The following is a 23,873-nucleotide window of genomic DNA, read 5'->3' on the forward strand; positions in this document are numbered from 1 at the left end:
TCGCAGCCTTCGGCAGCTCCTACAAGGGAGGCGTGTGCAGCAGGACGTAATCGTTTTTATCGAAACGCCCGCTCAATATCGGCGCCTGGGCTCCCAGCGGTGTGCCTTGCAGAGCGTGGTAGTCGCTCCGATCCATCATCAGCCAGGCCGGTCCTGGCAGCGCTTCGAGTTCTTGAATTGATTCGGTGAACACCGGTTGCAGATCCTGCTCGATATTGACCATGAACTTGATCGCCTTGGCGTCTTTGCCCATGCCGTGCAGCACCAGCGGCGCCGGGTCTTTCTGAACCTGTGCGAATGCCGCTCGGCTGAAGGTTTGCGTGTCGTAAAGCTGACGCTCGACCGGTTCGAACACCAGGATGTAAACCGACCACAGCGCCAGGACTGCGCAACCGGCCAATAATTCGGCCCGCCAGCGAGATCGGAACCACACCACTAGCGCGATGATTTGCAACGCGGCAAGCACGATCAGGACCGGAACAAAGGCAGCCGGTGGCGTTGGCAGACGCCGCTGCGCGATCAGTAATCCGACGATCAACAGCCCCGGAATCAGCAACCACAGCCCTTGCATCAAGGTCCGCAACCAACCGAACACCCGACCTTGCGCCACCTGAAACGGATACGCCGCAATGATCGCCGCCATGGGCAGCATCGGCAGCAGGTAGCGGGCCTTTTTCGCTTGGGGAATCGACAAGCCAATCATCACGATCAACCCGGCCGCCGTGCAGTACTGCAACAGGCGCAATGCCGGACCGGCCTGCCGTGGATTCGTCAGCCAGACCGCGGCCAACACCAGCAACGCCAGCGGATAGGCGAGCGCATAGTTACCCAGCGAACGGGTGAAGTAATACAGCGAACCGCTGGCCCCTTCGCTGCCATCCATACGCCCCAAGAACTGCATGTGCACCACGTCCTGCATGAATGCCGGTCCGCCGCTGGTTTCGGCCAGCCATAGCAGCACGCCGACACACATCGCCAGCAACACGGTCGCCAGCAAGCCGAAACCGAACAACCGTGACCATTGGCGATTGAGCAGGTAATAACTGCACAGCATGCCGGCAGGAATCACCAGCCCGATCGGCCCGCGAATACCGAAGCCCAGCAGCAACAAGGCAAGCAGTAACGGCAACCGACGAGGCATCGCAAAATGATCGGTGGCGTACCCCAGGTAGAACACCGAAAACGCGACGGCCGCCAGCATCAAATCCTGGGAAACGGCACGGGTTTCAGTGACAAACGTACTGGTCAGCAACATCAAGGCGATGCTCAGCAGCGCCCAACGTCTGGAGTACGGCGTGAGCAACCGGTACATCAACGTGACGATCACCGCGGCAGCGATGGCGCTCGGCAACCAGGCGCTGAGGCTGTTGACCTGCCCGAACGGCAGGGACAACAACCAGATGAACAGCGTCGAAACCGCTGAATAATCGGCATAGGGCTGGCCGTAGGTAGTCGGAAAAACCGATGGCCCGTGGCGCAGCATCTCCTGGGCGAACAGCACGAACCGTGAGTCGAAACCGATCGGCGCTTGCTGATAAACCCCGGCGATGAACAGCATTAGCGCCAGCAGCCCAACCCCCAGGGACTGCCGACGAATGCCGGGCGAAACCGTGTTCACGCCACGACCGAGGCCGCAGGCCATTGCTGATGGGGAATCGGCAGGTTGCGCGATTCACCGCGGCCCATCGGGAAGTACAGGAAACCGCTGCGGGCCAGGCGCTCGGCGTCGTACAGGTTGCGCCCGTCGAAGATCACCGGCGCGTTAAGCCGTTGCTGGATCAGGTTGAAGTCCGGCGCCTTGAACTGCTGCCACTCGGTGCAAATGATCAAGGCGTCGGCCCCGGTAAGAACCGATTCTGGTGTGCCCATAAGCATCAGCTTAGATTCGTCCGGGTAAAGGTGTTGGGTTTCCTGCATGGCTTCCGGGTCGAACGCCCGCACATGAGCCCCTGCAGCCCACAGCGATTCCAGCAGCACCCGGCTCGGCGCGTCGCGCATGTCGTCGGTATTGGGCTTGAAGGCCAGGCCCCACACGGCGAAGGTCCTGCCACGTAAATCGCCTTTGTAGAAGGCGTTGATGCGTTCGAACAGTTTGTGTTTCTGCCGCTGGTTGATGGCTTCCACCGCTTGCAGCAGGTCGCTGGAGCAGTGGGCCTGTTCGGCACTGTGAATCAGCGCGCGCATGTCCTTGGGGAAACACGAGCCACCGTAACCGCAGCCGGGATAGATGAAGTGATAACCGATGCGTGAATCGGCGCCAATGCCCAGCCGCACTGACTCGATGTCGGCGCCCAGGTGCTCGGCCAGTTCGGCGATCTGGTTGATGAAACTGATCTTGGTCGCCAGCATGCAGTTGGCGGCGTATTTGGTCAGTTCGGCGCTACGCAGGTCCATGAACATGATGCGGTCATGGTTGCGGTTGAACGGGGCGTAGAGGTCGCGCATCACGTCGCGCACGTCATCGCGTTCACAGCCGATGACAATGCGGTCCGGGCGCCGGCAATCGGCCACGGCCGAACCTTCCTTGAGAAATTCGGGGTTGGAGACAATATCGAACTGTAGCAACCGACCGACTTTGAGCAGGCACTTTTCGATATGCGCGCGCAGCGTATCGCCCGTGCCCACCGGCACCGTGGATTTCTCCACCAGAATCACCGGTTGTTCACGGTGACGCGCCACCGCTTCACCCACCGACAGCACGTAGCGCAGGTCCGCCGAACCATCGTCCCGGGACGGCGTGCCGACAGCGACGAACAGTACCTGGCCATGTTGCACCGCGAATTTTTCGTCCGTGGTGAACTGCAGCCGTTTGGCTTCCAGGCTCTCACGCACCAGGCTGGCCAGCCCCGGTTCGAAGATGCTGACGTGGCCTTGTTGCAGCAGCGCGACTTTTTCCTCGTCAATGTCCATGCACACCACGTCGTGGCCGACTTCAGCCAGGACGGCAGCTTGCACCAGGCCAACGTAACCGCTGCCAAATACACTGATTTTCATGGAGCTCTCCTGATAGTGGGCGTGTGAGCGGGTCGCGAGTTGATGGTGACGACACCGAGGATGACCAGCGCCACCCCCAGGGTTTTCGAAAGGCTGAAGGTTTCGTTGAACACAGGCAGGCTGGCGGCCAGCACGTACACCAGCGCGTAGCTGATGCTCAGCAGTGAATACGCCCGACCCAGGGGCAAATCCCGCAGGGCGGCGAGCCAGGTGAACATCGACACGGCATAGGCGAGGATGGCGGCCAGCACGACGGACACGGCGGTCGCATCGACGCTGCCGTTGCTCAAGGCGCTTATCAACTGTTCGGGATGGGGCAGGCGGGTCATGCTCCAGCGCATGCCCAACTGCGCGGCGCTGCCCAGCAGCACGCTGGCCAAGGCGAAGACGAGTCCGCGACGCAGGCTCATGCGTGTTGCCCCAGCAAGACCACACCCGCGATCACCAGCGCCACGCCCAACCAGTGACGGCGGTCGATGGTTTCGTGGAAGACGAAGCGGGCGACCAATGTGATCAACACGAAATTCAGGCTGAGCATGGGATAGGCGACGCCGACTTCGAGGCGTTGCAACACCAGCAGCCAGACCAGCAAGCCCAATCCCAGAGAGGCGAGCGCCAGCCACAGCCACGGCGAACGCAGCTTCTCACCCCAGCCCGACGCCTTGCCGCGCCAACTTTCCACGGCGTATTTCTGGGCGATTTGGCCCAGGCAGGTCAGCAGGCAGGCAGTTAAAACGAGCAGCAGGCTCATGACGCCTCCTGAGGAAAGATCAGAATCACCAGGTTGCCTTGCTCATAACGTTTGCCATCCTTGGGCAGTCGTTCGATTTCTTGCAGCTCGCCATCGCCCTTGACCCGCATCACCACGCCGACCGAACCACTCTGGCGGGCTTCGCGCATCCACTGTCGAACCTTGTCCGGGTCGACTCGCTGCTTCGCTGAATCAGGATAGGCGAGGCCATATTTCAATTCGCCTATCGTGTTGTACAACGCCACGTCGGGGCGTTTCAGGCGCCAGGCCAGGGCTGAAGCGGCGCCCAGGTCATTGCTCAACAGCTTGCCGCTTTGCGCCAGTTCCTCGGCGTGTTCGAGGACGAACTGATCGGGCATCTTGTTTGCCACCACCGAATCGGGCATCCCGGCCGGCAGCACGCCGATCAGCAGCAAACTGCCGAAGGCCGGTGCCGCCCAGCATTGCAACGGGCGGAACGCTTGCAGCAGGTTTGCCATGATCCAGCCGATCAAACCGATGAACACCAGCACCAGGTTGTGCAGTTCATGGGCGTACAGCGGGTTTTTCAGTTGCAGCCAGACCAGCGTAATCAGGGTGATCAGGCCCAGCGTCAGGTTCAGCAGGCCATTGATCCCCAGTACCCGGCCCTGTTCCAGCTTCAAATGGTCTGCCAGTGCATGGCCCAGCAACAATGCGAGGGGCAGCAGGCAGGGCAAGATGTAGGTCGGCAATTTGCCGTTGCTCAGGCTGAAAAACGCCAACGGCATCAGCAGCCACAGCAACAGGAAAGCGATGCCTGCCTGATGCCGGGTCTGCCACGCCTGTTTCAGTGCCGTGGGCAGCAACGCCGCCCACGGCAGACTGAACGCCACCAGCAACGGCAAATAGAACCACCACGGTGCGTCATGCTGGGCGTCATCCCCGGCGAAGCGACGAATGTGTTCATGCCAGAAGAAGAACCGCCAGTAATCGGGTTCCTGCGCATGCACCGCCAAGGCCCACGGCAGGCTGACCGCGATGGCCACGACAATCGCCACCGCGCCGTAAGTCAGCAGCTCGCGCCAGCGTTTTTGCCAGAGCATCCAGGGCAGGGCGATCAGCACCGGCAGCAGCCAGGCGAGGAACCCCTTGGTCATGAAGCCCATGCCGCAGGCCAGCCCCAGCATCGCCCAGCCGAGCAGACGCGGGCCACGGTTGACGCTGTCCAGCGCAAACCACAAAGCCACCAGACTCAGGTTGACCCAGAAAGTGAATTGCGGATCGAGGTTGGCGTAGCCGGCTTGTCCGGCGACGATGGTAAAACTCATGTACAGCAGCGCGCAGGCGAAGCTCTTGCGCGGCTCGTTCCACAGCCGTCGGGCGATCAGATAACACAGCCACACGCTCAACCCGGTGCTCAGCGCCGAGGCGATACGCACACCAAACAGGTTGTCGCCAAATAGCGCCTGACCAATGGCGATCATCCAATAACCGGCCACTGGCTTTTCGAAGTAACGCAGGCTCATGAAGTGCGGCGACACCCAGTTACCGCTCAGGAGCATGTCCTGGCTGATCTGGGCATAGCGTGTTTCGTCGGGAATCCATAAACCGTGAGTACCCAGTGGCAGCAAATACGCCAGCGCCAAAACGACCAGCAAAAACGGCAGTGTCCAGCGCTGGCTCATGCGCCTTGTACCCCCAGCCAGCCTTCACGGCCCTCGAGGGTGCCGCGCGCGACATGGCCCATGGGCAAAGTGGCGGGAGCCTCGGGCAGCAGATTGCCCAGGGGTTGGAAGTGAATGTCCTGCCGACGCGCTTCGGCCAGCAGTTGACGGAAATCGTTGGCCATTAGAATCCCTTCTACTTCGGCATGGATCGTGTAGACGTTGAGTGTTTGCGGGGTGAACCGCTCAAGAATGAACGCGTTGAAGTCCTTGGCCGCGACAGCCGAGCCGACCACCTCGTCGAAGGTCGGCAGGTCCACGGGAATCTGCGGTGTGCCTGGACTGCCATCGGCCAATGTTGGCCGGAACAGGCGCTGGCCCCGACAATCGCTGTTGTAGCGAAAGCCGAAAGCCTGCTTGGCCTCGATCACTCGCTCGTCCGCCCGCCAACCGGCAGACGCCGAGCACTCGACTTTTTGCCCGAGGATGTCGTTGAGGCTGTCGACGCCACGGCGAATCTGCTCGATCAACTGCGCCTCGCTCCAGCGCCCGGCATTGGCCTGCCAGCCATGGTGATCCCAGGCGTGCAGGCCGACTTCATGCCCACCCGCCAGGGCCTGACGCATCAGGTGTCCGAGGTCTCGGCCAATGGGTTTGCCCGGCCAAGCGGTGCCGGCCAGCACAATGTCCCAGCCATACAGGTCGGCGGCGTTGGAACGCAGCATCTTCCAGAGAAACTGCGGGCGGATCAGGCGCCACAAGTGGCGCCCCATATTGTCTGGCCCGACACTGAAGAAAAACGTCGCCTTGACCTGAGCCTCATCGAGCATGTCCAGCAGCCGCGGCACCCCCTCACGGGTGCCTCGGTAAGTGTCGACATCGATTCGTAGGCCTGCCTGCATCAGCATGATTCTTCTGTAGATTGCTCCGCCCGTTCGAGCATGGCCTCGCGCAAGAAGAAATCCAGCGTGTTGCCAATGGTCTCGCTCATCTGCACCGTTGGTATCCAGTCAAGCAGACGTTTGGCGTTGGCGATGCTCGGTTTGCGATGAGACACGTCCTGATAGCCAGTGCCGTAGAAGGCTTTGCTTTCGATATCGCGGAAGCCGGCGAACGGCGGGAAGTTGTTGCGCAGCGGGTGCGCCTCGAACTGGCGCAGCAGTTCTTCGCCCAACTGACGAATGCTGGCTTCGTTGTCGGGGTTGCCGATGTTGATGATCTGGCCGTTGCAGGCGTCGTTCTCGTTGTCGATGATCCGCGCCAGGGCTTCGACGCCATCGGCGATGTCGGTGAAGCAGCGTTTTTGCTCGCCGCCGTCGAACAGACGAATCGGCGTGCCTTCCACCAGGTTCAGGATCAACTGGGTGATGGCTCGGGAACTGCCGATGCGCGCCGAGTCCAGCCGGTCCAGGCGTGGGCCCATCCAGTTGAAAGGACGGAACAGAGTGAAATTCAGGTCTCTCTGGCCGTAAGCCCAGATCACCCGGTCGAGCAACTGCTTGGAGGTCGAATAGATCCAGCGTTGCTTGTTGATCGGCCCGACCACCAGGTTGGAGCTGTCTTCGTCGAAGTTGCCGTCCTGGCACATGCCATAGACTTCGGAGGTCGACGGGAAAATCACGCGCTTGTTGTACTTGACGCAGTAGCGAACCAGTTTCAGGTTCTCTTCGAAGTCCAGTTCGAACACGCGCAGCGGATTGCGGGTGTATTCGATCGGCGTGGCAATCGCCACCAGTGGCAGGATCACGTCGCACTTCTTGATGTGGTACTCGATCCATTCCGAATGGATGCTGATGTCGCCTTCGACGAAGTGGAAGTTCGGATGACTGCGCAGCCGCTCAATGGCGTCCGAGCCGATGTCCAGGCCGTACACTTCATAGCGGTCGTCACGCAGCAGGCGTTCGGACAGGTGATTGCCGATGAAACCGTTGACGCCGAGGATCAGCACCCGGGTGCGACGTGGCCCACGGCCCGATTCGGCGCCACGCAATACCGAACCATCGACCAGCCCCAGTTCGTTGGCCAGTTGCGGGCCGCTCAAGTACAGACCGTTGTCATTACGCTGGCCGGCATTGATCACCAGCGAGTCTTCGCCACAGGCGATTCGCAATGGATCGACGCTGATGACCCGGCCCGGGGCCAGGCCTTCATTGTCCTTTGCCACGTCCGCGCTCCAGACAATCAGCTTGTGCTCGCCCACCGCGCAGAACGCGCCCGGATAAGGCTGGGTCACGGCGCGGACCAGATTGAACAGCTGTTCAGCGGGTTTGTTCCAGAGCAGTTTGCCGTCCGCCGGGGTGCGACGGCCAAACACCGTGGCTTGGGATTCATCTTGTGGGGTTTCACTGACTTTGCCCTGAAGCAGCGCCGGCAAGGTATCGCGCAGCAGATCGGTGGCAGACACGCGCAATTTGCCGTGCAGGATCAGCGCGGTGTCGCTGCGCTCGATCGCCACCCGTTGCTGAGCGATGATCGCGCCGGCGTCGGCACGTTTGACCATGCGGTGCAGGGTCACGCCGGTTTCGGTTTCACCGTTGACCAGCACCCAGTTGGCCGGTGCCCGGCCACGGTAGCGAGGCAACAACGAACCGTGCAGGTTGAACGCGCCTTTACTGGCCGTGGCCAACAGCGGTTCGCTCAACAGATTGCGGTAGTAGAACGAGAACAGGTAATCGGGGTTGAGCTGGCTGATGCGTTCGATCCACAGCGGATGGTTGGCGTCTTCCGGGGCGTGCACCGGGATGCCTTTGCGCGCGCACAGCTGCGCAACCGAGCCGTAGAACGCGTTTTCCTTCGGATCGTCGGGATGGGTGAACACGGCGGCAATCTCGTAACCCGAGTCGAGCAGGGTTTCGATGCCGGCACAGCCAATATCGTGATAGGCGAAGACAACAGCTTTTGCGCTCATGAGAGAACCTGATCTGAAGAAGTGGAAGTGAGGCCGTCGACGGTGACTACGGGAGCAGGGGTAGAGGGGTGGCTGCGCAGAACCTTTTCGATGAAGAACCGTGGGCGCGCCCGGACGTCGCTGTACATGCGGCCCAGGTACTCGCCCAACAGGCCCATGCCGATGAACTGCCCACCGGTGAAAACGAACAGCACCGCAAACAGTACAAACAGCCCGTCGCCGGCCCACTCGGCGCCGAAGACCAGGCGCAGGACGATCAGCATGACGGCGAACAACAAACCGAGGCCGGCCATGCCGAAGCCGACGATGCTCAGTAATCGCAGCGGTGTGGTGGTCATGCAGGTGATCAGGTCGAACATCAGGCTGATCAGGCGCATCGGGCTGTATTTGGATTCGCCGTGTTCGCGCTCGGCGTGGGTCACCAGAATTTCCGTGGTGTGCCGGGCGAAGCTGTTGGCCAGGATCGGGATGAAGGTGCTGCGTTCGCGGCAGGCGAGCATGGCGTCGACGATGGTCCGGCGATAGGCGCGCAGCATGCAGCCGTAGTCGCTCATGGCGACGCCGGTGGAACGCTGCACGGCGAGGTTGATCAGCTTCGATGGCCAACGACGCAAGGCAGAGTCCTGACGATTGTTGCGCACCGTGGCGACCACGTCGTAACCCAGTTCGGCCTGAGCCACCAGCCGCGGGATTTCTTCCGGCGGGTTTTGCAGGTCGGCGTCTAGGGTGATGACCACATCACCTTTGCACTGTTCGAACCCGGCCATGATCGCTGCGTGCTGGCCGTAGTTACGATTAAGAATGACCGCCACCACCGGGCTGCACTCGCGACTGGCAGCGTCCTCGAGGATCTGCGCCGAGTTGTCGCGACTGCCGTCATCGACCAACACAATTTCGTAATCCTGATGCAGTTGCCGGCACGCCGCTTCGGTGCGCCGGAGCAACTCGGGCAGGCTGTCTTGCTCGTTGTAGACCGGGATGACGATTGACACGCAACGGATCGGATAAGGTTTCACAGGCTTTTGTCCAATGTGTTTTCAATGGCGCCGACAACACGATCGACGTCATCGGTGGTCATGTCGGGGAACAACGGGATCGAACACAGCCGCGCCGAATTCCATTCGGTGTTAGGCAGGTAGATGTTGGGGAAACGGCGGCGGTAGAAGGTGTGCAGGTGCGTGGCGATGAAGTGAATGCCGGTGCCGATGTTCTGTTCCTGCAAAGCCTTCATGAACGCCTCGCGGTCCAGCCCGCAACGTTCGGTGTCGATGCGCAGAATGAACAGGTGCCAGGCGTGCTGCTGCGCATACGCCGGAATGGCCAGCGGTTGCACCGGCAAGCCTTCCAGGCGTTGCAGATAGGTCTGGGCCAGCTCCGTGCGCTTGGCGTTGATCGCGTCCAGACGCTTCAATTGCACCAGGGCAATGGCCGCGTTGATGTCGGCCAGGTTGTACTTGAAGCCAGGCTCAATCACTTGGGCCTGAGGTTTGCGGCCGTGGGTCAGGCGGTCGTAGGCATCCACGCCCAAGCCATGAAATTTGAGCATGCGCACTCGAGCGGCCAGGGCTTCATCGTCGCTGACGAACATTGCACCCTCGGCGCAGGTCATGTTCTTGATCGCGTGGAATGAGAAGATCGCCGTGCCTTGGGCGCCGACGTGACGACCTTTATAGAAAGTGCCCGCCGCATGCGCAGCGTCTTCGATGACGGCGATGCCGTGTTTGTCGGCCAGCGCGTAAAGCGGATCGAGGTCGAACGCGGCTCCGGCGTAATGCACCGGAATGATTGCCCTGGTGCGCGGCGTGATTGCCGCTTCGATGCTCGCCAGGTCGCTCATCAACGTGTCGCGATCAACGTCGACGAAAACCGGCGTCGCGCCGAGCAGGCAGATCATGTTGGCGGTCGATACCCAGGTCTGGGATGGTGTGATGACTTCGTCGCCGGGACCAATTCCCAATGCCAGTAACGTGATGTGCATCCCGCCGGTGGCTGAAGACAATGCGACGGCATGGCGACAGCCGACATAGTTGGCGAAGTGCTCTTCCAGTTGCTGGTTTTTCGGCCCGGTAGTGATCCAGCCGGAGCGCAGTACTTGTTCTACCGCGGCTATTTCTTCATCGCCGATACTGGGGCGGGAGAAGGGGAGAAACGCCTGATTCATAGTAATCTCCGGGCGAACGAAGCCCTTCAGCGAAATCGCCGAAAGAAGCGTGTTTTCAAAGGCTTAGCCGATAAGCCAAGAAGCCATCAATTGACTTTGCCGGCCATGACCGGCAGCGTGACGGCCCCGCGGGCTCGTCGAATGAAGGGAAGGTTATGCCCGTTTTTGTCAAAGGAACATGAAAAAGCGGTGGGCGAATCGTTTATCTGAAGCTCATACAGCCACTGTTCAGACTTGTGCCGTTTATCCCGTTTTTTAGCGTAAGAGCGCGACAGAAGTGCCGCGCTTTATATTAAGTAGATTTCATTGTTTAGTTATTTTTTTGAACTTTATTCATTTTCAAGGCCGTTTCATTGATTGACTTACCTGCTACTAAATCCATTGTTTCCAAAGCCAACCCGTTGACCCTGTATCTGGCGCGTCTGGCGCCGTCCAGCCAGTTGACCATGCGTTATGTATTGCAGGACGCCGCCGACCGTCTGGACTTCGAAGACATGAACATCGAAGAGATTCCCTGGCATCAACTGCAGCCCGAGGATGTCGTTGCACTGGTGGCGACCTTGCGCGAAGACGGCTACGCGCCGAATACCTCATCGCTGTACGTTAATGCGGTGCGCGGGGTGATGAACGAAGCGTGGCGCATGAGCCTGATTAGTCAGGAGCACTTGCTGAAAATGCGTTCGGTCAAAGGCATTGCCGGCACGCGACTGTCCCAGGGGCGCAACCTCAAGCGCACCTTGATTCGCGACTTGATGGAGGTCTGCGCCGCCGATCCACGGCCACAAGGGCTCCGGGACGCGGCAATCATCGGGATTCTGTACGGTTCGGGGATGCGCAAATCGGAATCGGTGAATCTGGACCTGGCCCAGGTGGATTTCACCGAACGCAGCCTGTGCGTCACCGCCAAGGGCAACAAACAGCTGATCAAATACGCGCCAGCCTGGGCCTTCGCCAAACTGGATGCGTGGCTGGAGTTGCGGCGTTCGCAGCTAAAGGAGGGCGAGACGGATGATCCGTTCCTGTTCAACCGCATCCGCCGTGGCAGCCACATTACCCGCGAGCGCATCACCAAGCATGCGATCTACTACATCGCCCGGCAACGCGGTGCGCAGGTCGGGGTGAAAATCATGCCGCACGATTTCCGGCGATCGTTCATCACCCGAGTGATTGAAGAGCACGACCTGTCGATCGCGCAGAAACTGGCCCATCACAGCAACATCCAGACCACCGCTAATTATGATGTGCGCGACGACAATGAACGCCGGCGGGCGGTTGATCGCTTCGACCTTTGACGGCGGGTTTCAGACGATATCGTCGATCAGAATGTGGCTTTGGGCACGACTGCATTTTTCGATTCGCGCTTCGACCTTGTAGACCTCGCGCAGCATCTGCTCAGTGATCACTTCATCGCTGGGCCCGCTGCCGTGGCTGGTGCCGTTGGCGATGACCAGCACCTGATCGGCGAAGCGCAGGGCTTGATTCAGGTCGTGGATCGCGATGAACACGATCACCTCGCGTTTGCGCGCCAGTGCGCGCATGAAGTTCAACACTTGCACCTGTCGATGCATGTCGAGGGCGCTGGTCGGTTCGTCCATTAGCAGGATTTCCGGCTCGCGCACCAGGGTTTGTGCAATCGACACCAGCTGTTGCTGGCCGCCGCTGAGTTCGCCGAGGTTACGAAAAGACAGTTCGGTGATCCCCAGTGCGCCGAGGATTTCGTCCACCAGTTTCAACTCGTCATCGTACACGACCCAGCCAGGCGTCAGTTGTTTGCGTGCCAGCAATACTGACTCGTAAACCGTCAGGCGGGCGCTGGCATTCAGGCCTTGCGGCATGTAGCTGATGCCTTGTGCGCCTTTTTTCGAGTCTTGCAGAATGACTTGGCCTGGCCCATCGATCAGGCCGGCGATGCGCTTGAACAGGGTCGACTTGCCCGCTGCGTTGGGCCCGACCACCGCGACCACCTGGCCACCGGTGAAGGTCGCGGTGGTCACGCCGCAGATGATCTCGCGCTGACCATAGCGGGCGCCGAGGTTCTCAAGCTGGATCTTCACCATGAGTTTTTCTTCCCGCTGAGAATCAGAGATATGAAGAACGGCACGCCGATCAGCGAAGTGACCACGCCGATGGGAAATATCGCGCCCGGGATCAGGGTTTTACTGACCACTGAACTGGCGGACAGAATCAGCGAGCCGGTCAGCAGCGAGGCGGGTAAAAAGAACCGCTGATCTTCACCAATCAGCATCCGCGCGATGTGCGGCCCGACCAGCCCGATAAAGCCGATGGTGCCGACAAATGCCACCGGAAACGAGGCGAGCAGGCTAACCATGATCAGCGTTTGAAAGCGCAGGCTGCGCACGTTGATCCCGAAACTCGCGGCCTTGTCATCGCCCAGGCGCAGGGCGGTCAAAGCCCAGGCACGTTTGGCGAAAATCGGCAGGGTGATCAGGATCACCAGGCAGATCACCCCGAGTTTTGGCCAGGTGGCTTTGGTCAAACTGCCCATGGTCCAGAACACCACCGCCGCGACCGCTTGTTCGGTGGCGAAGAATTGCACCAGCGCCAACAGCGCATTAAAGGTGAACACCAGCGCAATGCCGAGCAGCACGATGGTTTCTGCAGTCACGCCACGGCGCATGCTCAGGAAGTGGATCAGCAGCGCGGACAGCATCGCCATGATGAAGGCATTCACTGGCACCATGTACTGCGCCGCCAACGGAAACAGCGCCACGCCGAAGGCCAGGCCCATGGCCGCGCCGAAACTGGCGGCGGCGGAAATACCGAGGGTGAAAGGGCTGGCGAGGGGATTGTTGAGGATGGTCTGCATCTGCGCGCCGGCCAGCGATAACGCCGCGCCGACCGCCACCGCCATCAGCGCCACCGGCAGACGGATTTCCCACATCACCACCCGCACTTGCGCCGATGCGGTGTCCGGTGAAAACAGTGCATTGAGTACTTCGCTCAAGCTGTAACTGGCGGGGCCCAGGGCCAGATCCAGCAACACGCTGCACACTAGCAACACCACCAACGCCGCGAGAATCAGCCGTTTGCGCAGCACCAATTGACGATACGTGTCGCGTTGTACGATCTGCGCTTCGCCCAAGGAGCTCATTGACGGCTCTCCTTAAGGCTGACGAAGTAACCCGACTCGTACGGTACCGGCAGGAATCGCTCATGCAGTTCGCGAAACGAGGCGTCGGGATCGAGGTCGGCAAACAGTGTCGGGTGAAACCATTTGGCGAGTTGCTGGATGGCCACGAATTGGTAAGGGCTGTTGTAGAACTGGTGCCAGATCCCATGAAACGCTTGGGTGCCCTGAGCCTTGATCCCGGCATAAGCCGGGCGCTGGGTGTACCAGGCCAGTTTGCGTCGGGCCTCTGTGAGGTCGGCGCCCGGGCCAACGCCGACCCAACGGCCGTTGGGCGCAAAGGCTTCCCAGTTGGCGCTGGTCACGACCACCTGATCCGGGTTGGCGACAATCACCTGTTCAGGGTTCAACTGGCCAAAGGTGCTCGGAATGATTCCTTTGGCGATGTTCTTGCCGCCGGCCATCTCGACGAAACGACCGAAGTTCTCGTTACCGAAACTCAGGCAGCAGTCGTCGGTATAACCGCCGATGCGTTCGATGAACACGTTCGGGCGCGGCGCTTGGCTGGCCTTGATGACGTCGGTGACGCGGCGGATCTGCTGGTTGCGAAAATCGATGAACGCCTCGGCGCGCGCTTCCTTGCCGAACAGCTTGCCGAACAGGCGCATGGTCGGTTCGGTGTTGGCCATCGGGTTGTTGCGAAAATCGACATAGACCACCGGAATGCCTAGGGCGTCGAGTTTCTCGATGTAGCGGGCGTCTTCAGTGGCGTGTTGGGCTTCGATGTTGAGAATAATCACGTCCGGCTGCTGGGAGATGGCTTGCTCGATGTCGAACGTGCCGTCTTCAAAGCCGCCGAAGGTGGGGATCTTCGCGATGTCGGGGAATTTGCGCAGGTAGGCGCCGTAGGTGTCCGGATCAGATTGGATCAAATCCTTGCGCCAACCGACGATGCGCTCGATCGGGTTCTGCGTATCCAGCGCGGCGACCAGGTACAGCTGACGACCTTCACCGAGAATCACCCGTCTGACTGGAAGGTGAACCTTGACCTTGCGTCCCAGCAAGTCGGTCACCGTGACTGCTGCAGGGTCCTGAACCGCGGCAACCGCGTTGCGCGGCGCCAGTGAAAAAAACAACGCCACGCCCAGCAGTCCTGCCAATAGCAGGGCAACGAAGGCGTGGCTGTGTCGATGAACAGATGCCATGGTTGAAGCCTTTACAGGGTCAGCCCGAGCAGCGGCTCAGGCCACTGCTCGGGCTGAACGTTTTCAGAAATCGACGGTGGCCGACAGTTGCAGGGTGCGCGGCGAACCTTGGGAGAAGGCGCCGTAAGACGCGACACCGGACCAGTACTCACGATCGAATACGTTCTGCACCGTCGCCCGGAACGTGGTCGGGTGTTCCGCGATGCGCGTGGCGTAACGCGCTCCGACATCGAAGCGGGTCCATGGATCGAGTTCCTGGGTGTTGGCCTGGTTCACGTATTGGCTGCCGGTGTAGATCGCGCCGCTGGTCAGCGTCAAACCTTCGACCCACGGGGTGTCCCATTCGGCCCAGAGGTTGGCCTGAACCTCGGGTACGCCCACCGGTTTGTTGCCACGGTTGGCGGCAGTGCCGGTTTTGGTCAGTTCGGCGTCGAGCAAGGTCACGCCACCGAGCAGCCGCGTGCCCTGGGCGATTTCACCGAACACGTTCAACTCCACGCCACGGTTGCGTTGTTCGCCTTCCACCGAGAACACGCCGTTGGCCAGTTCGCCGCTGGGCTTCTTGATCTGGAACAGGGCGAGTGTGGAGGTGAAGGTACCGTAGTCGACCTTGACCCCGACTTCCTGTTGACGGGAGATGTAAGGCGCGAAGATTTCACCCGAGTTCGAGGCCGTGGCCGGTGCGATGTCGCCTTTGCTCAAGCCTTCGATGTAGTTGTAGTAGAACGAAACGTGATCCCAGGGTTTGACCACCACCCCGAACAGCGGCGTGGTTTCGCTTTCATCGTACGAGGTGGTGACCACACCGGCGGTGTTGTAGTTATCGGACTTGATGTTCTGCTTGCGCAAGCCGAGGGTGACCTGCAAGCGTTCGTCCATCATCGACAGGGTGTCGGCCAGGGCCACACCGGACAGTTCGGTCTCGGAGACTTTCAGCGCATCGGGGCTGGCAATCGACGGTTTCGGACGGTCGACCGGGTGATACATGTTCGACAGAACCGCCGGCCCGGAGTTGATGCCCCGGGACAACTCGTCACGGTAACGGGTGACTTGCACGGTGGTGCTGTGGCTGATCGGGCCGGTGTCGAAGCGCAGGCGGGCACCGGCATCGACGGTGTAGCGCTCGACTTCGAATTTGTAATAGCCGGGAACCGACCGCGTATCGCCAGCGCTGTTGAGGATGGTCGGGGTCTGGTCGGACATTCGCGCGACATCCGACTTGCCGCCGCCGGCGTGGGCGAACACGGTCAGGGCGTCGTTGAGGTCGTACTCGGCGCCGAGCAGGGCCGATTTGTCACGGGTTTCAGACCAACCCCAGTCCTGGCTGACGTTGGTACGGCCATTGGCTGCGGAAGGAATGTCCACGCCGGAAGCAATGAGGAACGGCCGTGACGCGCCGTCGAACTCCTCCTTCTGGCTGATCAGGTCCAGGGTGGTGCGCAGTCGCTCACCCTGATAATCCAGCGAGATCGAACCGATATCGACATCACGGGATTGATCGTCGATGGCGGTGTCGCCTTGCTGGGTGCTGCCGTTGATGCGCACGCCGAACTGGCGTTCCTCACCGAAGCGCCGACTGACGTCGATGTGCCCACCGATCTGCGAGTCCATGGCATAGCCGGCGGTGAACCGGGTCAAGTCTTCATCGAGAGAGCGCTTGGGCACCACGTTGATCACGCCACCGACGCCGCTGTTGGGTGACATGCCGTAGAGCAGGGCGCCAGGGCCTTTGATTACTTCGATGCGTTCGGCGTACTCGGTGAACACCCGATAGTTGGGGGCCACGCCATACACACCGTCGAACGCCAACTCACCGAGGTTGCCTTCACCCACCGGGAAGCCGCGGATGAAGAACGAGTCGACGATGCCGCCGGTCTGGCCTGTGGAGCGTACCGAGGAGTCGCGCTCCAGCACATCGGCCACGGTGACCGCCTGCTGATCCTTCATCAGTGCCGAGGTGTAGTTGCTGACGCTGAAGGGCGCGTCCATCACATCCTTGTTGCCCAGCAGACCGAGGCGCCCGCCACGAGCGACCTGACCGCCAGGATAAGCCGGCGGCAGGCTGTTGGTACGAGCGTCGATGCCGTTGACCGTGGTTTCGTCAAGGGTCAACCCGCCTGCACTGTCGGCCGGACGCGGTGCCAAGGTGTAGCTGCCGTCATTGCGCGAGACGATTTCCAGGCCACTGCCGGCCAGCAATCGGCTGAGCGCTTCCTGCGTCGAGTAAGTGCCCGACAGGCCCGGGCTGGTCAGGCCTTCGGTCATCGAAGGTTGAAACGACAGGGCAATGCCGGCGTCGACGGCAAATCTCGACAACGTTGCACCCAATGGCCCCGGCGCGATGTTGTAGGCACGGGTGGCGGTGGCATCCTGTTGTACCGGCGCGGCGGCGGAGGCAAACGGGCTGGCGACACCGGTCAGGGCAAGGCTTAGCAACGCGCTACGGACAGCCAGTTTCAATGAGCGATCCGAACACTGAGGGCGTGCAACGAACATGGAGTGATGACCCTTTCGACGAGGTTGAGAAGTTCTTCCTTCCCTAGCCAGTCGAGATCAAAAAAAGTATCACCTGCGCCGCAATTTTTTTTGCGGGGCGTTTTTGCAAAGCGTTTTGGCGAGACTTTTTTCGAGCTTAGGCAGGAGAAAGCGTGACCCAATAGCCGCTTAAATGTCCGGTGGCGATCACCGGGTACGTTTGCACGAGCATGTTCAGGGTGCGTTGGGTGTCGCTGATGGGGAAGGCGCCTGAAATGCGCAGATCGGCAATGCCCGGGTCGCAGCGTACGAAGCCTTTGCGATAGCGCGCCAGTTCGGCGAGGAAGTCGGCCAGACGTACGTTGTCAGCCATCAACATGCCTTGAGACCAGGCGCTGACGGCGCTGTCCACCGGGTTCAACCGGCCAAAGGCTTGCGCGGAAAAATCGGTGCGTTGCCCGGCATTGACGATTAATGGGGCGACGTGGCTGTCACGGGGCAATTCGACTCTGATTGCGCCGTCCAGCACGGCAAGGTGGGTGCGGGTCTGCCATTCGCGAACGGTAAACCGTGTGCCCAAGGCCTGCATGCGCCCCTGACGGGTGCTGACCAGAAAGGGCCTGGCCTGGGGCAATACATCCGGCGCGGTTTGCACCAGAATTTCGCCTTCGCGCAAGTTGATCAGTCGCTGGTTAGCGTCGAACAGCACGTCGATGGCGGTGTCGGTGTTCAGGGTGATGCGCGAGCCGTCGGCCAGGGTCATTTCACGACGTTGGCCCACGGCAGTTCGGTAGTCGGCCGTCCATTGCTGCGATTCCATCAGCTTCCAGCTGCCCCAGCCGGCGGGGAGTACCGCGAGGATTGTTGCCAGTTTTGCCAGTGCGGTGCGTCGTTCCGGATTGCTTGGGCGGTCCAGCGCCGACATCGCAAGCGACGGCGGCAGCCCGCCGAGCTTGCTTTGCAGCAATTGCGCACGAGCCCAGGCGCGATGCCGTTCGGGGCTGCTGACCCGCCAGCATTCCCACTCGGCACGCTCGGTTTCATTGAAGTCGCTTTCGCTCAGACGCATCAGCCACTCGGCAGCTTCTTCGAGAATTCGCGGATCGATTTGCGCGTCACCGTGGCGAGTCGACATTCACTCCACCAGCATCAGGCATTGTACGAAGGCCTGCTTCATGTAGCGCTTGACGGTAATCAGCGAGACGCCCAGTTGCGTGGCGATGTCCTCGTATTTCAGCCCGCCGATTTGCGACAGCAAAAACGTACGTTTTACCAGCGGCGGCAGCGAGTCGAGCATCGCGTCGATTTCGTGCAGGGTTTCCAGCACCATGAAGCGCAGTTCGGGGGAGGGCACTTCAGGCGCGGGCAACAACGCCAAGGCATCCAGGTAGGCGCGTTCGAGCGCCTTGCGCTGATACCAATTGACCAGAATGCCCTTGGCCACGCAGCTCAAGTAAGCCCGGGGCTGCTCAATAACCGCGACCCGGGAAGCAAGTATGCGAGTGAAGGTGTCCTGTGCAAGATCAGCCGCATCCATGGCGTTGCCCAGTTTTTTGCGCAGCGTGGCGTACAGCCAGCCGTGATGGCCGCTGTACAGGGCCTCGATCATGCGCAGATGATTGTTGTGGGTCGCGGGCAGGGTATCGCTCATGGATGATAATTTTTAGCGATTGAGAAGTATTCCCAATGCTAGGTTACTGTGGCCCTGCGGCGCAAGAGGCGCCTTCAGGATCAATCGCCGGGAGGCACCTGGCTCGGCTGCATCACCACCGGCCGATAGCGCAGGGCGATAATCGGAATCAGCGCAACCATGTAGGCCAGGCAAACAAACAGATAGGTGTACTGCAAGCCATAAACCTGGCTGAGCAAACCACCGGCCGAGATGCCCGCGATGGAGGCGAATTGCGCGGTGCTTTGGGCAATCCCCAGCACATAACCCTGCTGTGAGCTGTCGGCGGTTTTCGAGATCAGTGCCATCAGCACCGGCGTCGTCGCCCCCAGCAGCACGCCCCACACGAAGTAGGCAATGACAAACACCGCCGGGTTGCGGGTGATGCCGGCCATGGCGGTCAGGCCGATGCAACCGATAACAATGTAGGTGATGCGGTGCAGGGTTTCCTGCTGGCTACGGTGTTCGAAGTAGCGCGACCACGGCGTCGCCGAGATGATGAAACCCAGGGCCAGCAAGCCGTAGCACAGGCCAACCACCGAGTTACTGACCTCGAATACCGAGCTGACATACAGCGAGAACGAAGTCTGCGGCAGCATCCGCGCCAGCAGCAGAATCCCCATCACGCCCAGCAACGACAGCAGCGGTGAACCTTGCCACACGCTGCGTGAGCGGCTGACTGGCGCCGCGGCATCCACCACCGGGGTTTTCTTCACTGGCGGCACATCCGGCAAGGTCACGGCCGCCACCACGGTGCAGATCGCACAGAGGGCCGCGGCAATGATATTGATCCAGAAAAAGGTCGCGTAATCGAGGATCAGCCCACCGGCCACGGCACCGAGCAACGAACCGACGTTGGTGGATATTTGCAGGATTGCAAACAGCCGCGCCCGACGTGAAGGCGCTTCGATGCTGACGCCGTAAGCCTGGGCCGGGGCGATGTACCCGGCGAACGCGCCCTGCAAAAAGCGCAGGAGCAGGATCACCCAGATATCGCTGAAGAGGGCCAGCCCAAGCTGGGTCAATGACAAACCGGCCAAGGCGCGGATCATCATCAACTTGTGGCCATACCGGTCGCCGATACGGCCCCAGAATGCACTGGTCAGAATAATGCCCAGCATCGGCCCGACGTATACGGCGATGCTGGCGAAGCTGAACACCGACTCCGACGACGTCAGCCCACGCAGGTGGACGGGCCAGAACGGCCCGCTCATTTCCATCGCGCCCATGGAGATGAGCTGGATCGCGAACAGAAGATAAATCAGGACTCTTACGCTCGAACCCTGAAGGGTACCTGTATGGGACATCGGTCAGCCTCGGTGGTTGGACGGCATCCTACGTGCTTTGCCATCGAGGGAAAACCACACCGGCATTTCTTGCGCATTCGCTACTTGACCGACGGACAGCCCTGCGAAGCGCCCATTACGGATTGGCTAATGGCAGCAGCTAACCGTTTCACATTGTTCTGATGGGCTACCACCAGATCGTCGATGCTCGGGCCGGAAGGGGTCTGCAATGTGCTGCGACAGGTGACCATTGCGGCATCGCCGTTGCCGAGACTGCGCAGGCGCCATCTGACGTCGATCAACGCATATTGGCCGGGAATCGAATCAAAGCGCTGAACGTCCAGACGCAACGACACTCTGCGTTGCAGGTTATTGTTGACCAGTTGATCGACAAGGGCGCTGCGTAGTTCGTCCACCAGACTCGCGCCCCACCATTCTGTTTCGAGGATTGCGAGGCCGGCGTTGCCCTGACGAATGACGATCTGCGGGCGGTCGACCTGGGGCGGCACGGTGATCGCTTCGATCTGAACTTCCGCGCCGCTGCTGCTTGCGACGCCCGGTTGGGCCGGGGTCAGGGTGTGGAACCGAATCGGCTCGCTGCTGCACGCGGTGAGCAACAACAACGCGGTGACCAGCGTGATCTTTAGCGAAAAAGCCATGGTGTTGCTCCTGTGGTCAGTTGCGCGGTGGCGGCTGCAAGTCTATCGGCGCGGCATTGTCGGGACGGCCGCGAATCAGCGATTCCGGGTTCCGGCCCAGATAATCCGAGAGTTCACGCAACGAGCGTGACATGCGCCCGAGTTCGTTCAGGGTGTCGTTCAGTTGTTCCCGTTGCGGCGAATCGTCGGCGAGGGTCGAGCTGGCCGATTGCAAAGTCTTGCTGACGTCCGCCAGGGTGGTTTGCACGCCGGGCAGGGTCCTGGCGTTGAACTGTACGAGGCCCTTGCGCAGTTCGACGAGGTTGCTGTCGAGATTGCCGGCGATGCGTTCGATTGGCAGCTGATTGATCTTGTTGACCATGCCTTCCAGTTTTTCCTGCAACTGCTCGAGGCTGCCAGGAATGGTTGGAATAACGACGGGGCGGGCGGTTGGGTCGAACACGACTTTCTCGGCTTTGGGGTAGAAGTCGAGCGCGATGTACAGCTGACCGGTCAACAGATTGCCGCTACGGGCCTGGGCCCGCAGGCCGTTTTCGATGAAGCTGCCCATGAGCTTTATGCTAGCGGCTTCGTCTTCAGGATTATGCTTCAAGGCCTCGAGCATTTTTAAATGAGCCTGGCCGAGGCGTTGCGGGTAGATCACGATGCCGACATTGAGCGGAAAGCTGCGTTTTTTTGCGTCGAAATCCAGATTGATCGACACGACTTTGCCGAATTCCACGCCGAGAAACTCCACCGGTGCATCGATCTTGAGCCCGCGCAAGGCCTGATCGAAACGCAAGCTCAAGTACTGCCCCTTACCGTGGGGCGGGGCGAGGGCGGTTTGCGGATCCTCGAACAGGTCGAAGGTCTTATTCTCGCTGGCCGGCTGATCGTTGGGGCTGTATTCCGGTGCGCGAAACGCGATGCCGCCCACCAACAAGGACGACAAGGACTCGGTACTCACCGCAAAACCGTTGGCGCCGACGTTCACATCAATACCACTGGCGTTCCAGAACCGGGTGTTCTCGGTGACGTAGGCGTCATTGGGCGAGTGCACGAAGATTTCGATGTTCACCCCTTTGCCGTCGGCATCGAGCGCATATGCGACCACTTGCCCGACCGGGATCTTACGGTAGTAAACAGGGGAGCCGATATCCAGCGAGCCGAGGTCCTGAGTGTGCAGCATGAAGCGTTTACCCGGTTCGCCATAGGTAATGGGCGGCGGGTTTTCCAGACCAATAAAGTGTTTGGAACGGGCATTGGCCTGGCCGATGTCGGCGCCAATGTAATCGCCTGACAGCAGGGTATCGATGCCCGAGACGCCACCGGCACCAATGCGTGGTCGCACGACCCAGAATTGCGAATCTTCGCGGGTGAAGCTTTCAGCCTGTTTGTCGAGTTTGATCGTGGCGTTAACGCTTTTTTGATCGTCGCTCAGCTTTACTTCCGACACATGGCCGATGACCACATTGCGATACTTGACCTCGGTCTTGTTGGCCGTAAGGCCGCTACCGGTCTTGAACGTGACAGTGATGGTCGGGCCTTCCTGCATCACGTTGTGTATCACCAGGGAGATCCCCACCAGCACCGCAACGATCGGCACGATCCACACCAGCGAAACGCTGAAGCGACGGGTTTTGATACTGGCCTGGCCAGGGGCTTGCGGCCCATCAGTGGCTTGCGACTTCATCCGTGAGCTCCTCGTTTTGTGGTTTTTCCCGCGCCTTATCCCAGATCAATCGCGGGTCGAAACTCATCGCCGACAGCATGGTGAATACCACCACCAGACCAAAAAACAGAATGCCCAGGCGCGGTTGAATATCGCCCAGAGCCTGGAATTTAACCAGTGCGGCGACCAGCGCGACCACAATCACATCGAGCATCGACCAGTAGCCGATCAGCTCGACGAAACGGTAAAGCTTCGAACGCTCCTTGCGCGCCCAAAGGCTGCCGCGTTGCACCGTGATCAGCAGCAGGGAAAGGGCAACGAACTTGATGCCCGGTACCGCGATGCTGGCGATGAAAATAATCAGGGCAATGTCCCACGCACCATGTTCCCAGAACTCCAGCACACCGCTCATGATGGTGCTGTCGGAACCGCTGCCAAACAGGCTGGTGTTCATGACCGGCAGCAGATTGGCCGGGATGTAAAACACCAATGCGGCCAGCAGATAGGCCCATGTGCGGGTCAATGAATCGGCTTTACGGGCATGCAGTGGCGCGCCACAGCGTTTGCATTCATGAGGGTTGTCGGTGATGTCGCAAGCCAGGCCGCAGCTATGGCACAGGCACAGATTGAGTTCGCTGGCGAGCGGTGGCCTGTTCATAGGATGTCCCACAGTTCACGGACATCGCGCCCGGCGATGCGAATCAACAGCAGGCTGAGAACGGCCAGGGCAAACAGGCCGATGCCGGGGATGACATCCAGCAACCCTGCGAGTTTGAACACCGCGACCATTGCGCCCAGCAGGCAGACCTCGAGCATGCTCCAGGGCCTGAGGGTTTCCAGCCAGCGCATGCACACTTTGAAACCGGGCGAGCGCCGATGTACGAGGGCGAAGCTCAGGACCCAGATCAGCAACACCAGTTGAAAAAGCGGCGCGATGATGATGGATATCGCCGCCACCAGCGCAATAAAGGTGATCGGCCCCTGGCTCAATGCCAATACCGAATCCCACAGCGTCGCACTGTTTTTCAGGCCCTTCATGCTGATGCTCATGACGGGATAGAAGTTGGCGAAAATCCACAGCATCGCCGCCGTGAAGGCCAAGGCCAGACGCTGCTCCACTGATAACGCGTTATAACGCTGGAGCACGCCGCCGCAGCAGGTGCACAGGGCTTTTTGATGTTTGGCGAGCGTGACTTTTTCATACACGCAGTCGCAGTGCTCGCAGATGATCAGTTGGTCAGTCGTAGCCATAGGCCGCACTCGCCAGGAGACAGGAAAGTCAGAGCACCCCCTCAATATAGAAGTGACTCGCGATTGAGCAAATTAAAAGACTGATCAAGGCAGGCAATGAGTTCCCTGTAGGAGCTGTCGCAGGCTGCGATCTTTTGACTTTTAAAAGCA

General features: G+C 60.3%; 21 protein-coding genes. 1 reads left to right on the plus strand and 20 read right to left on the minus strand.

The genetic code is table 11. The annotated features are described in order from the left end of the window. Nucleotides 1-19: 19 nt before the first annotated feature. From TU81_RS03215 to arnB, 9 genes are read right to left on the minus strand one after another with little or no spacing between them, the layout of a single operon-like run. Complete coding sequence (locus tag TU81_RS03215; protein ID WP_048393346.1) at nucleotides 20-1,642, minus strand: ArnT family glycosyltransferase; 1,623 nt, start codon at nucleotides 1,640-1,642, stop codon at nucleotides 20-22. After that, nucleotides 1,615-2,994, minus strand: a complete 1,380-nt coding sequence (locus tag TU81_RS03220; RefSeq protein WP_038983243.1) for a UDP-glucose dehydrogenase family protein — start codon at nucleotides 2,992-2,994, stop codon at nucleotides 1,615-1,617. Before TU81_RS03220 ends, TU81_RS03215 begins: the two co-directional genes overlap by 28 nt. Further along, on the minus strand, nucleotides 2,991-3,404 hold the full coding sequence (arnF, locus tag TU81_RS03225) for a 4-amino-4-deoxy-L-arabinose-phosphoundecaprenol flippase subunit ArnF (protein WP_048393348.1): 414 nt from the start codon (nucleotides 3,402-3,404) through the stop codon (nucleotides 2,991-2,993). Before arnF ends, TU81_RS03220 begins: the two co-directional genes overlap by 4 nt. Next, complete coding sequence (gene arnE, locus TU81_RS03230) at nucleotides 3,401-3,745, minus strand: 4-amino-4-deoxy-L-arabinose-phosphoundecaprenol flippase subunit ArnE (protein WP_038983245.1); 345 nt, start codon at nucleotides 3,743-3,745, stop codon at nucleotides 3,401-3,403. Before arnE ends, arnF begins: the two co-directional genes overlap by 4 nt. After that, entirely contained in the window at nucleotides 3,742-5,391 is a 1,650-nt protein-coding gene (arnT, locus tag TU81_RS03235; protein ID WP_048393350.1) for a lipid IV(A) 4-amino-4-deoxy-L-arabinosyltransferase, read from the minus strand. Before arnT ends, arnE begins: the two co-directional genes overlap by 4 nt. Beyond that, nucleotides 5,388-6,272: a 4-deoxy-4-formamido-L-arabinose-phosphoundecaprenol deformylase gene (arnD, locus tag TU81_RS03240; protein ID WP_048393653.1), complete on the minus strand. Its 885-nt coding sequence runs from the start codon at nucleotides 6,270-6,272 to the stop codon at nucleotides 5,388-5,390. The genes arnT and arnD overlap by 4 nt, the downstream gene beginning before the upstream one ends. After that, complete coding sequence (arnA, locus tag TU81_RS03245; RefSeq protein WP_048393352.1) at nucleotides 6,272-8,278, minus strand: bifunctional UDP-4-amino-4-deoxy-L-arabinose formyltransferase/UDP-glucuronic acid oxidase ArnA; 2,007 nt, start codon at nucleotides 8,276-8,278, stop codon at nucleotides 6,272-6,274. The genes arnD and arnA overlap by 1 nt, the downstream gene beginning before the upstream one ends. Continuing rightward, nucleotides 8,275-9,294 (minus strand): undecaprenyl-phosphate 4-deoxy-4-formamido-L-arabinose transferase, encoded by a 1,020-nt coding sequence (gene arnC / locus TU81_RS03250; protein ID WP_038983248.1) that lies wholly within the window; start codon nucleotides 9,292-9,294, stop codon nucleotides 8,275-8,277. Before arnC ends, arnA begins: the two co-directional genes overlap by 4 nt. Continuing rightward, the gene (gene arnB, locus TU81_RS03255; RefSeq protein ID WP_038983249.1) at nucleotides 9,291-10,439 is read right to left on the minus strand and encodes a UDP-4-amino-4-deoxy-L-arabinose aminotransferase; all 1,149 of its coding nucleotides are present in this window, start codon (nucleotides 10,437-10,439) and stop codon (nucleotides 9,291-9,293) included. The genes arnC and arnB overlap by 4 nt, the downstream gene beginning before the upstream one ends. Before the next feature lie 353 nt (nucleotides 10,440-10,792). Here arnB and TU81_RS03260 point away from each other — a divergent pair, with 353 nt between their 5' ends. After that, nucleotides 10,793-11,731 carry a site-specific integrase gene (locus TU81_RS03260; RefSeq protein ID WP_048393354.1) on the plus strand — a complete coding sequence of 313 codons (939 nt, stop codon included), beginning with the start codon at nucleotides 10,793-10,795 and terminating at the stop codon, nucleotides 11,729-11,731. A 9-nt stretch (nucleotides 11,732-11,740) separates the two neighbouring features. Here TU81_RS03260 and TU81_RS03265 read toward each other — a convergent pair whose 3' ends face one another. From TU81_RS03265 to TU81_RS03315, 11 genes are all read right to left on the minus strand, one after another. Then, nucleotides 11,741-12,496, minus strand: a complete 756-nt coding sequence (locus tag TU81_RS03265) for an ABC transporter ATP-binding protein (RefSeq protein ID WP_048393356.1) — start codon at nucleotides 12,494-12,496, stop codon at nucleotides 11,741-11,743. Next, complete coding sequence (locus TU81_RS03270; RefSeq protein WP_038983252.1) at nucleotides 12,490-13,551, minus strand: FecCD family ABC transporter permease; 1,062 nt, start codon at nucleotides 13,549-13,551, stop codon at nucleotides 12,490-12,492. Before TU81_RS03270 ends, TU81_RS03265 begins: the two co-directional genes overlap by 7 nt. Continuing rightward, nucleotides 13,548-14,732, minus strand: coding sequence for an ABC transporter substrate-binding protein (locus TU81_RS03275; protein ID WP_038983253.1), 1,185 nt, complete (start codon nucleotides 14,730-14,732; stop codon nucleotides 13,548-13,550). Before TU81_RS03275 ends, TU81_RS03270 begins: the two co-directional genes overlap by 4 nt. A 63-nt stretch (nucleotides 14,733-14,795) precedes the next feature. Then, the gene (locus TU81_RS03280; RefSeq protein ID WP_038983254.1) at nucleotides 14,796-17,228 is read right to left on the minus strand and encodes a TonB-dependent receptor; all 2,433 of its coding nucleotides are present in this window, start codon (nucleotides 17,226-17,228) and stop codon (nucleotides 14,796-14,798) included. A 136-nt stretch (nucleotides 17,229-17,364) separates the two neighbouring features. Next, nucleotides 17,365-18,342 (minus strand): FecR domain-containing protein, encoded by a 978-nt coding sequence (locus tag TU81_RS03285; RefSeq protein ID WP_038983255.1) that lies wholly within the window; start codon nucleotides 18,340-18,342, stop codon nucleotides 17,365-17,367. Beyond that, entirely contained in the window at nucleotides 18,343-18,858 is a 516-nt protein-coding gene (locus TU81_RS03290) for a sigma-70 family RNA polymerase sigma factor (protein ID WP_038983256.1), read from the minus strand. It lies immediately after the preceding gene. 80 nt (nucleotides 18,859-18,938) lie between these two features. Next, on the minus strand, nucleotides 18,939-20,183 hold the full coding sequence (locus TU81_RS03295; RefSeq protein ID WP_038983257.1) for an MFS transporter: 1,245 nt from the start codon (nucleotides 20,181-20,183) through the stop codon (nucleotides 18,939-18,941). Between the two features lie 80 nt (nucleotides 20,184-20,263). Beyond that, a complete protein-coding gene (locus TU81_RS03300; protein ID WP_038983258.1) occupies nucleotides 20,264-20,821 on the minus strand; it encodes a PqiC family protein in 558 nt (185 codons plus the stop codon). A gap of 16 nt (nucleotides 20,822-20,837) precedes the next feature. Further along, complete coding sequence (locus TU81_RS03305; protein WP_038983259.1) at nucleotides 20,838-22,493, minus strand: PqiB family protein; 1,656 nt, start codon at nucleotides 22,491-22,493, stop codon at nucleotides 20,838-20,840. After that, the gene (locus tag TU81_RS03310; RefSeq protein ID WP_048393359.1) at nucleotides 22,474-23,130 is read right to left on the minus strand and encodes a paraquat-inducible protein A; all 657 of its coding nucleotides are present in this window, start codon (nucleotides 23,128-23,130) and stop codon (nucleotides 22,474-22,476) included. Before TU81_RS03310 ends, TU81_RS03305 begins: the two co-directional genes overlap by 20 nt. Further along, nucleotides 23,127-23,723, minus strand: a complete 597-nt coding sequence (locus TU81_RS03315) for a paraquat-inducible protein A (protein WP_038983261.1) — start codon at nucleotides 23,721-23,723, stop codon at nucleotides 23,127-23,129. The genes TU81_RS03310 and TU81_RS03315 overlap by 4 nt, the downstream gene beginning before the upstream one ends. Nucleotides 23,724-23,873 lie beyond the last annotated feature (150 nt).

This window comes from Pseudomonas lini (genome assembly GCF_001042905.1).
Lineage (GTDB): Bacteria > Pseudomonadota > Gammaproteobacteria > Pseudomonadales > Pseudomonadaceae > Aquipseudomonas > Aquipseudomonas lini.

Coding starts and splice junctions, on each gene's coding strand:
- TU81_RS03265 (WP_048393356.1), bottom strand. CDS start 12,496: ATGGTGAAGATCCAGCTTGAGAACCTCGGCGCCCGCTATGGTCAGCGC.
- TU81_RS03220 (WP_038983243.1), bottom strand. CDS start 2,994: ATGAAAATCAGTGTATTTGGCAGCGGTTACGTTGGCCTGGTGCAAGCT.
- TU81_RS03270 (WP_038983252.1), bottom strand. CDS start 13,551: ATGAGCTCCTTGGGCGAAGCGCAGATCGTACAACGCGACACGTATCGT.
- TU81_RS03290 (WP_038983256.1), bottom strand. CDS start 18,858: ATGAGCGATACCCTGCCCGCGACCCACAACAATCATCTGCGCATGATC.
- arnT (WP_048393350.1), bottom strand. CDS start 5,391: ATGAGCCAGCGCTGGACACTGCCGTTTTTGCTGGTCGTTTTGGCGCTG.
- arnA (WP_048393352.1), bottom strand. CDS start 8,278: ATGAGCGCAAAAGCTGTTGTCTTCGCCTATCACGATATTGGCTGTGCC.
- TU81_RS03280 (WP_038983254.1), bottom strand. CDS start 17,228: ATGTTCGTTGCACGCCCTCAGTGTTCGGATCGCTCATTGAAACTGGCT.
- TU81_RS03215 (WP_048393346.1), bottom strand. CDS start 1,642: ATGGCCTGCGGCCTCGGTCGTGGCGTGAACACGGTTTCGCCCGGCATT.
- TU81_RS03300 (WP_038983258.1), bottom strand. CDS start 20,821: ATGGCTTTTTCGCTAAAGATCACGCTGGTCACCGCGTTGTTGTTGCTC.
- TU81_RS03275 (WP_038983253.1), bottom strand. CDS start 14,732: ATGGCATCTGTTCATCGACACAGCCACGCCTTCGTTGCCCTGCTATTG.
- TU81_RS03295 (WP_038983257.1), bottom strand. CDS start 20,183: ATGTCCCATACAGGTACCCTTCAGGGTTCGAGCGTAAGAGTCCTGATT.
- arnF (WP_048393348.1), bottom strand. CDS start 3,404: ATGAGCCTGCGTCGCGGACTCGTCTTCGCCTTGGCCAGCGTGCTGCTG.
- TU81_RS03305 (WP_038983259.1), bottom strand. CDS start 22,493: ATGAAGTCGCAAGCCACTGATGGGCCGCAAGCCCCTGGCCAGGCCAGT.
- arnD (WP_048393653.1), bottom strand. CDS start 6,272: ATGCAGGCAGGCCTACGAATCGATGTCGACACTTACCGAGGCACCCGT.
- TU81_RS03310 (WP_048393359.1), bottom strand. CDS start 23,130: ATGAACAGGCCACCGCTCGCCAGCGAACTCAATCTGTGCCTGTGCCAT.
- arnB (WP_038983249.1), bottom strand. CDS start 10,439: ATGAATCAGGCGTTTCTCCCCTTCTCCCGCCCCAGTATCGGCGATGAA.
- arnE (WP_038983245.1), bottom strand. CDS start 3,745: ATGAGCCTGCTGCTCGTTTTAACTGCCTGCCTGCTGACCTGCCTGGGC.
- TU81_RS03285 (WP_038983255.1), bottom strand. CDS start 18,342: ATGTCGACTCGCCACGGTGACGCGCAAATCGATCCGCGAATTCTCGAA.
- TU81_RS03315 (WP_038983261.1), bottom strand. CDS start 23,723: ATGGCTACGACTGACCAACTGATCATCTGCGAGCACTGCGACTGCGTG.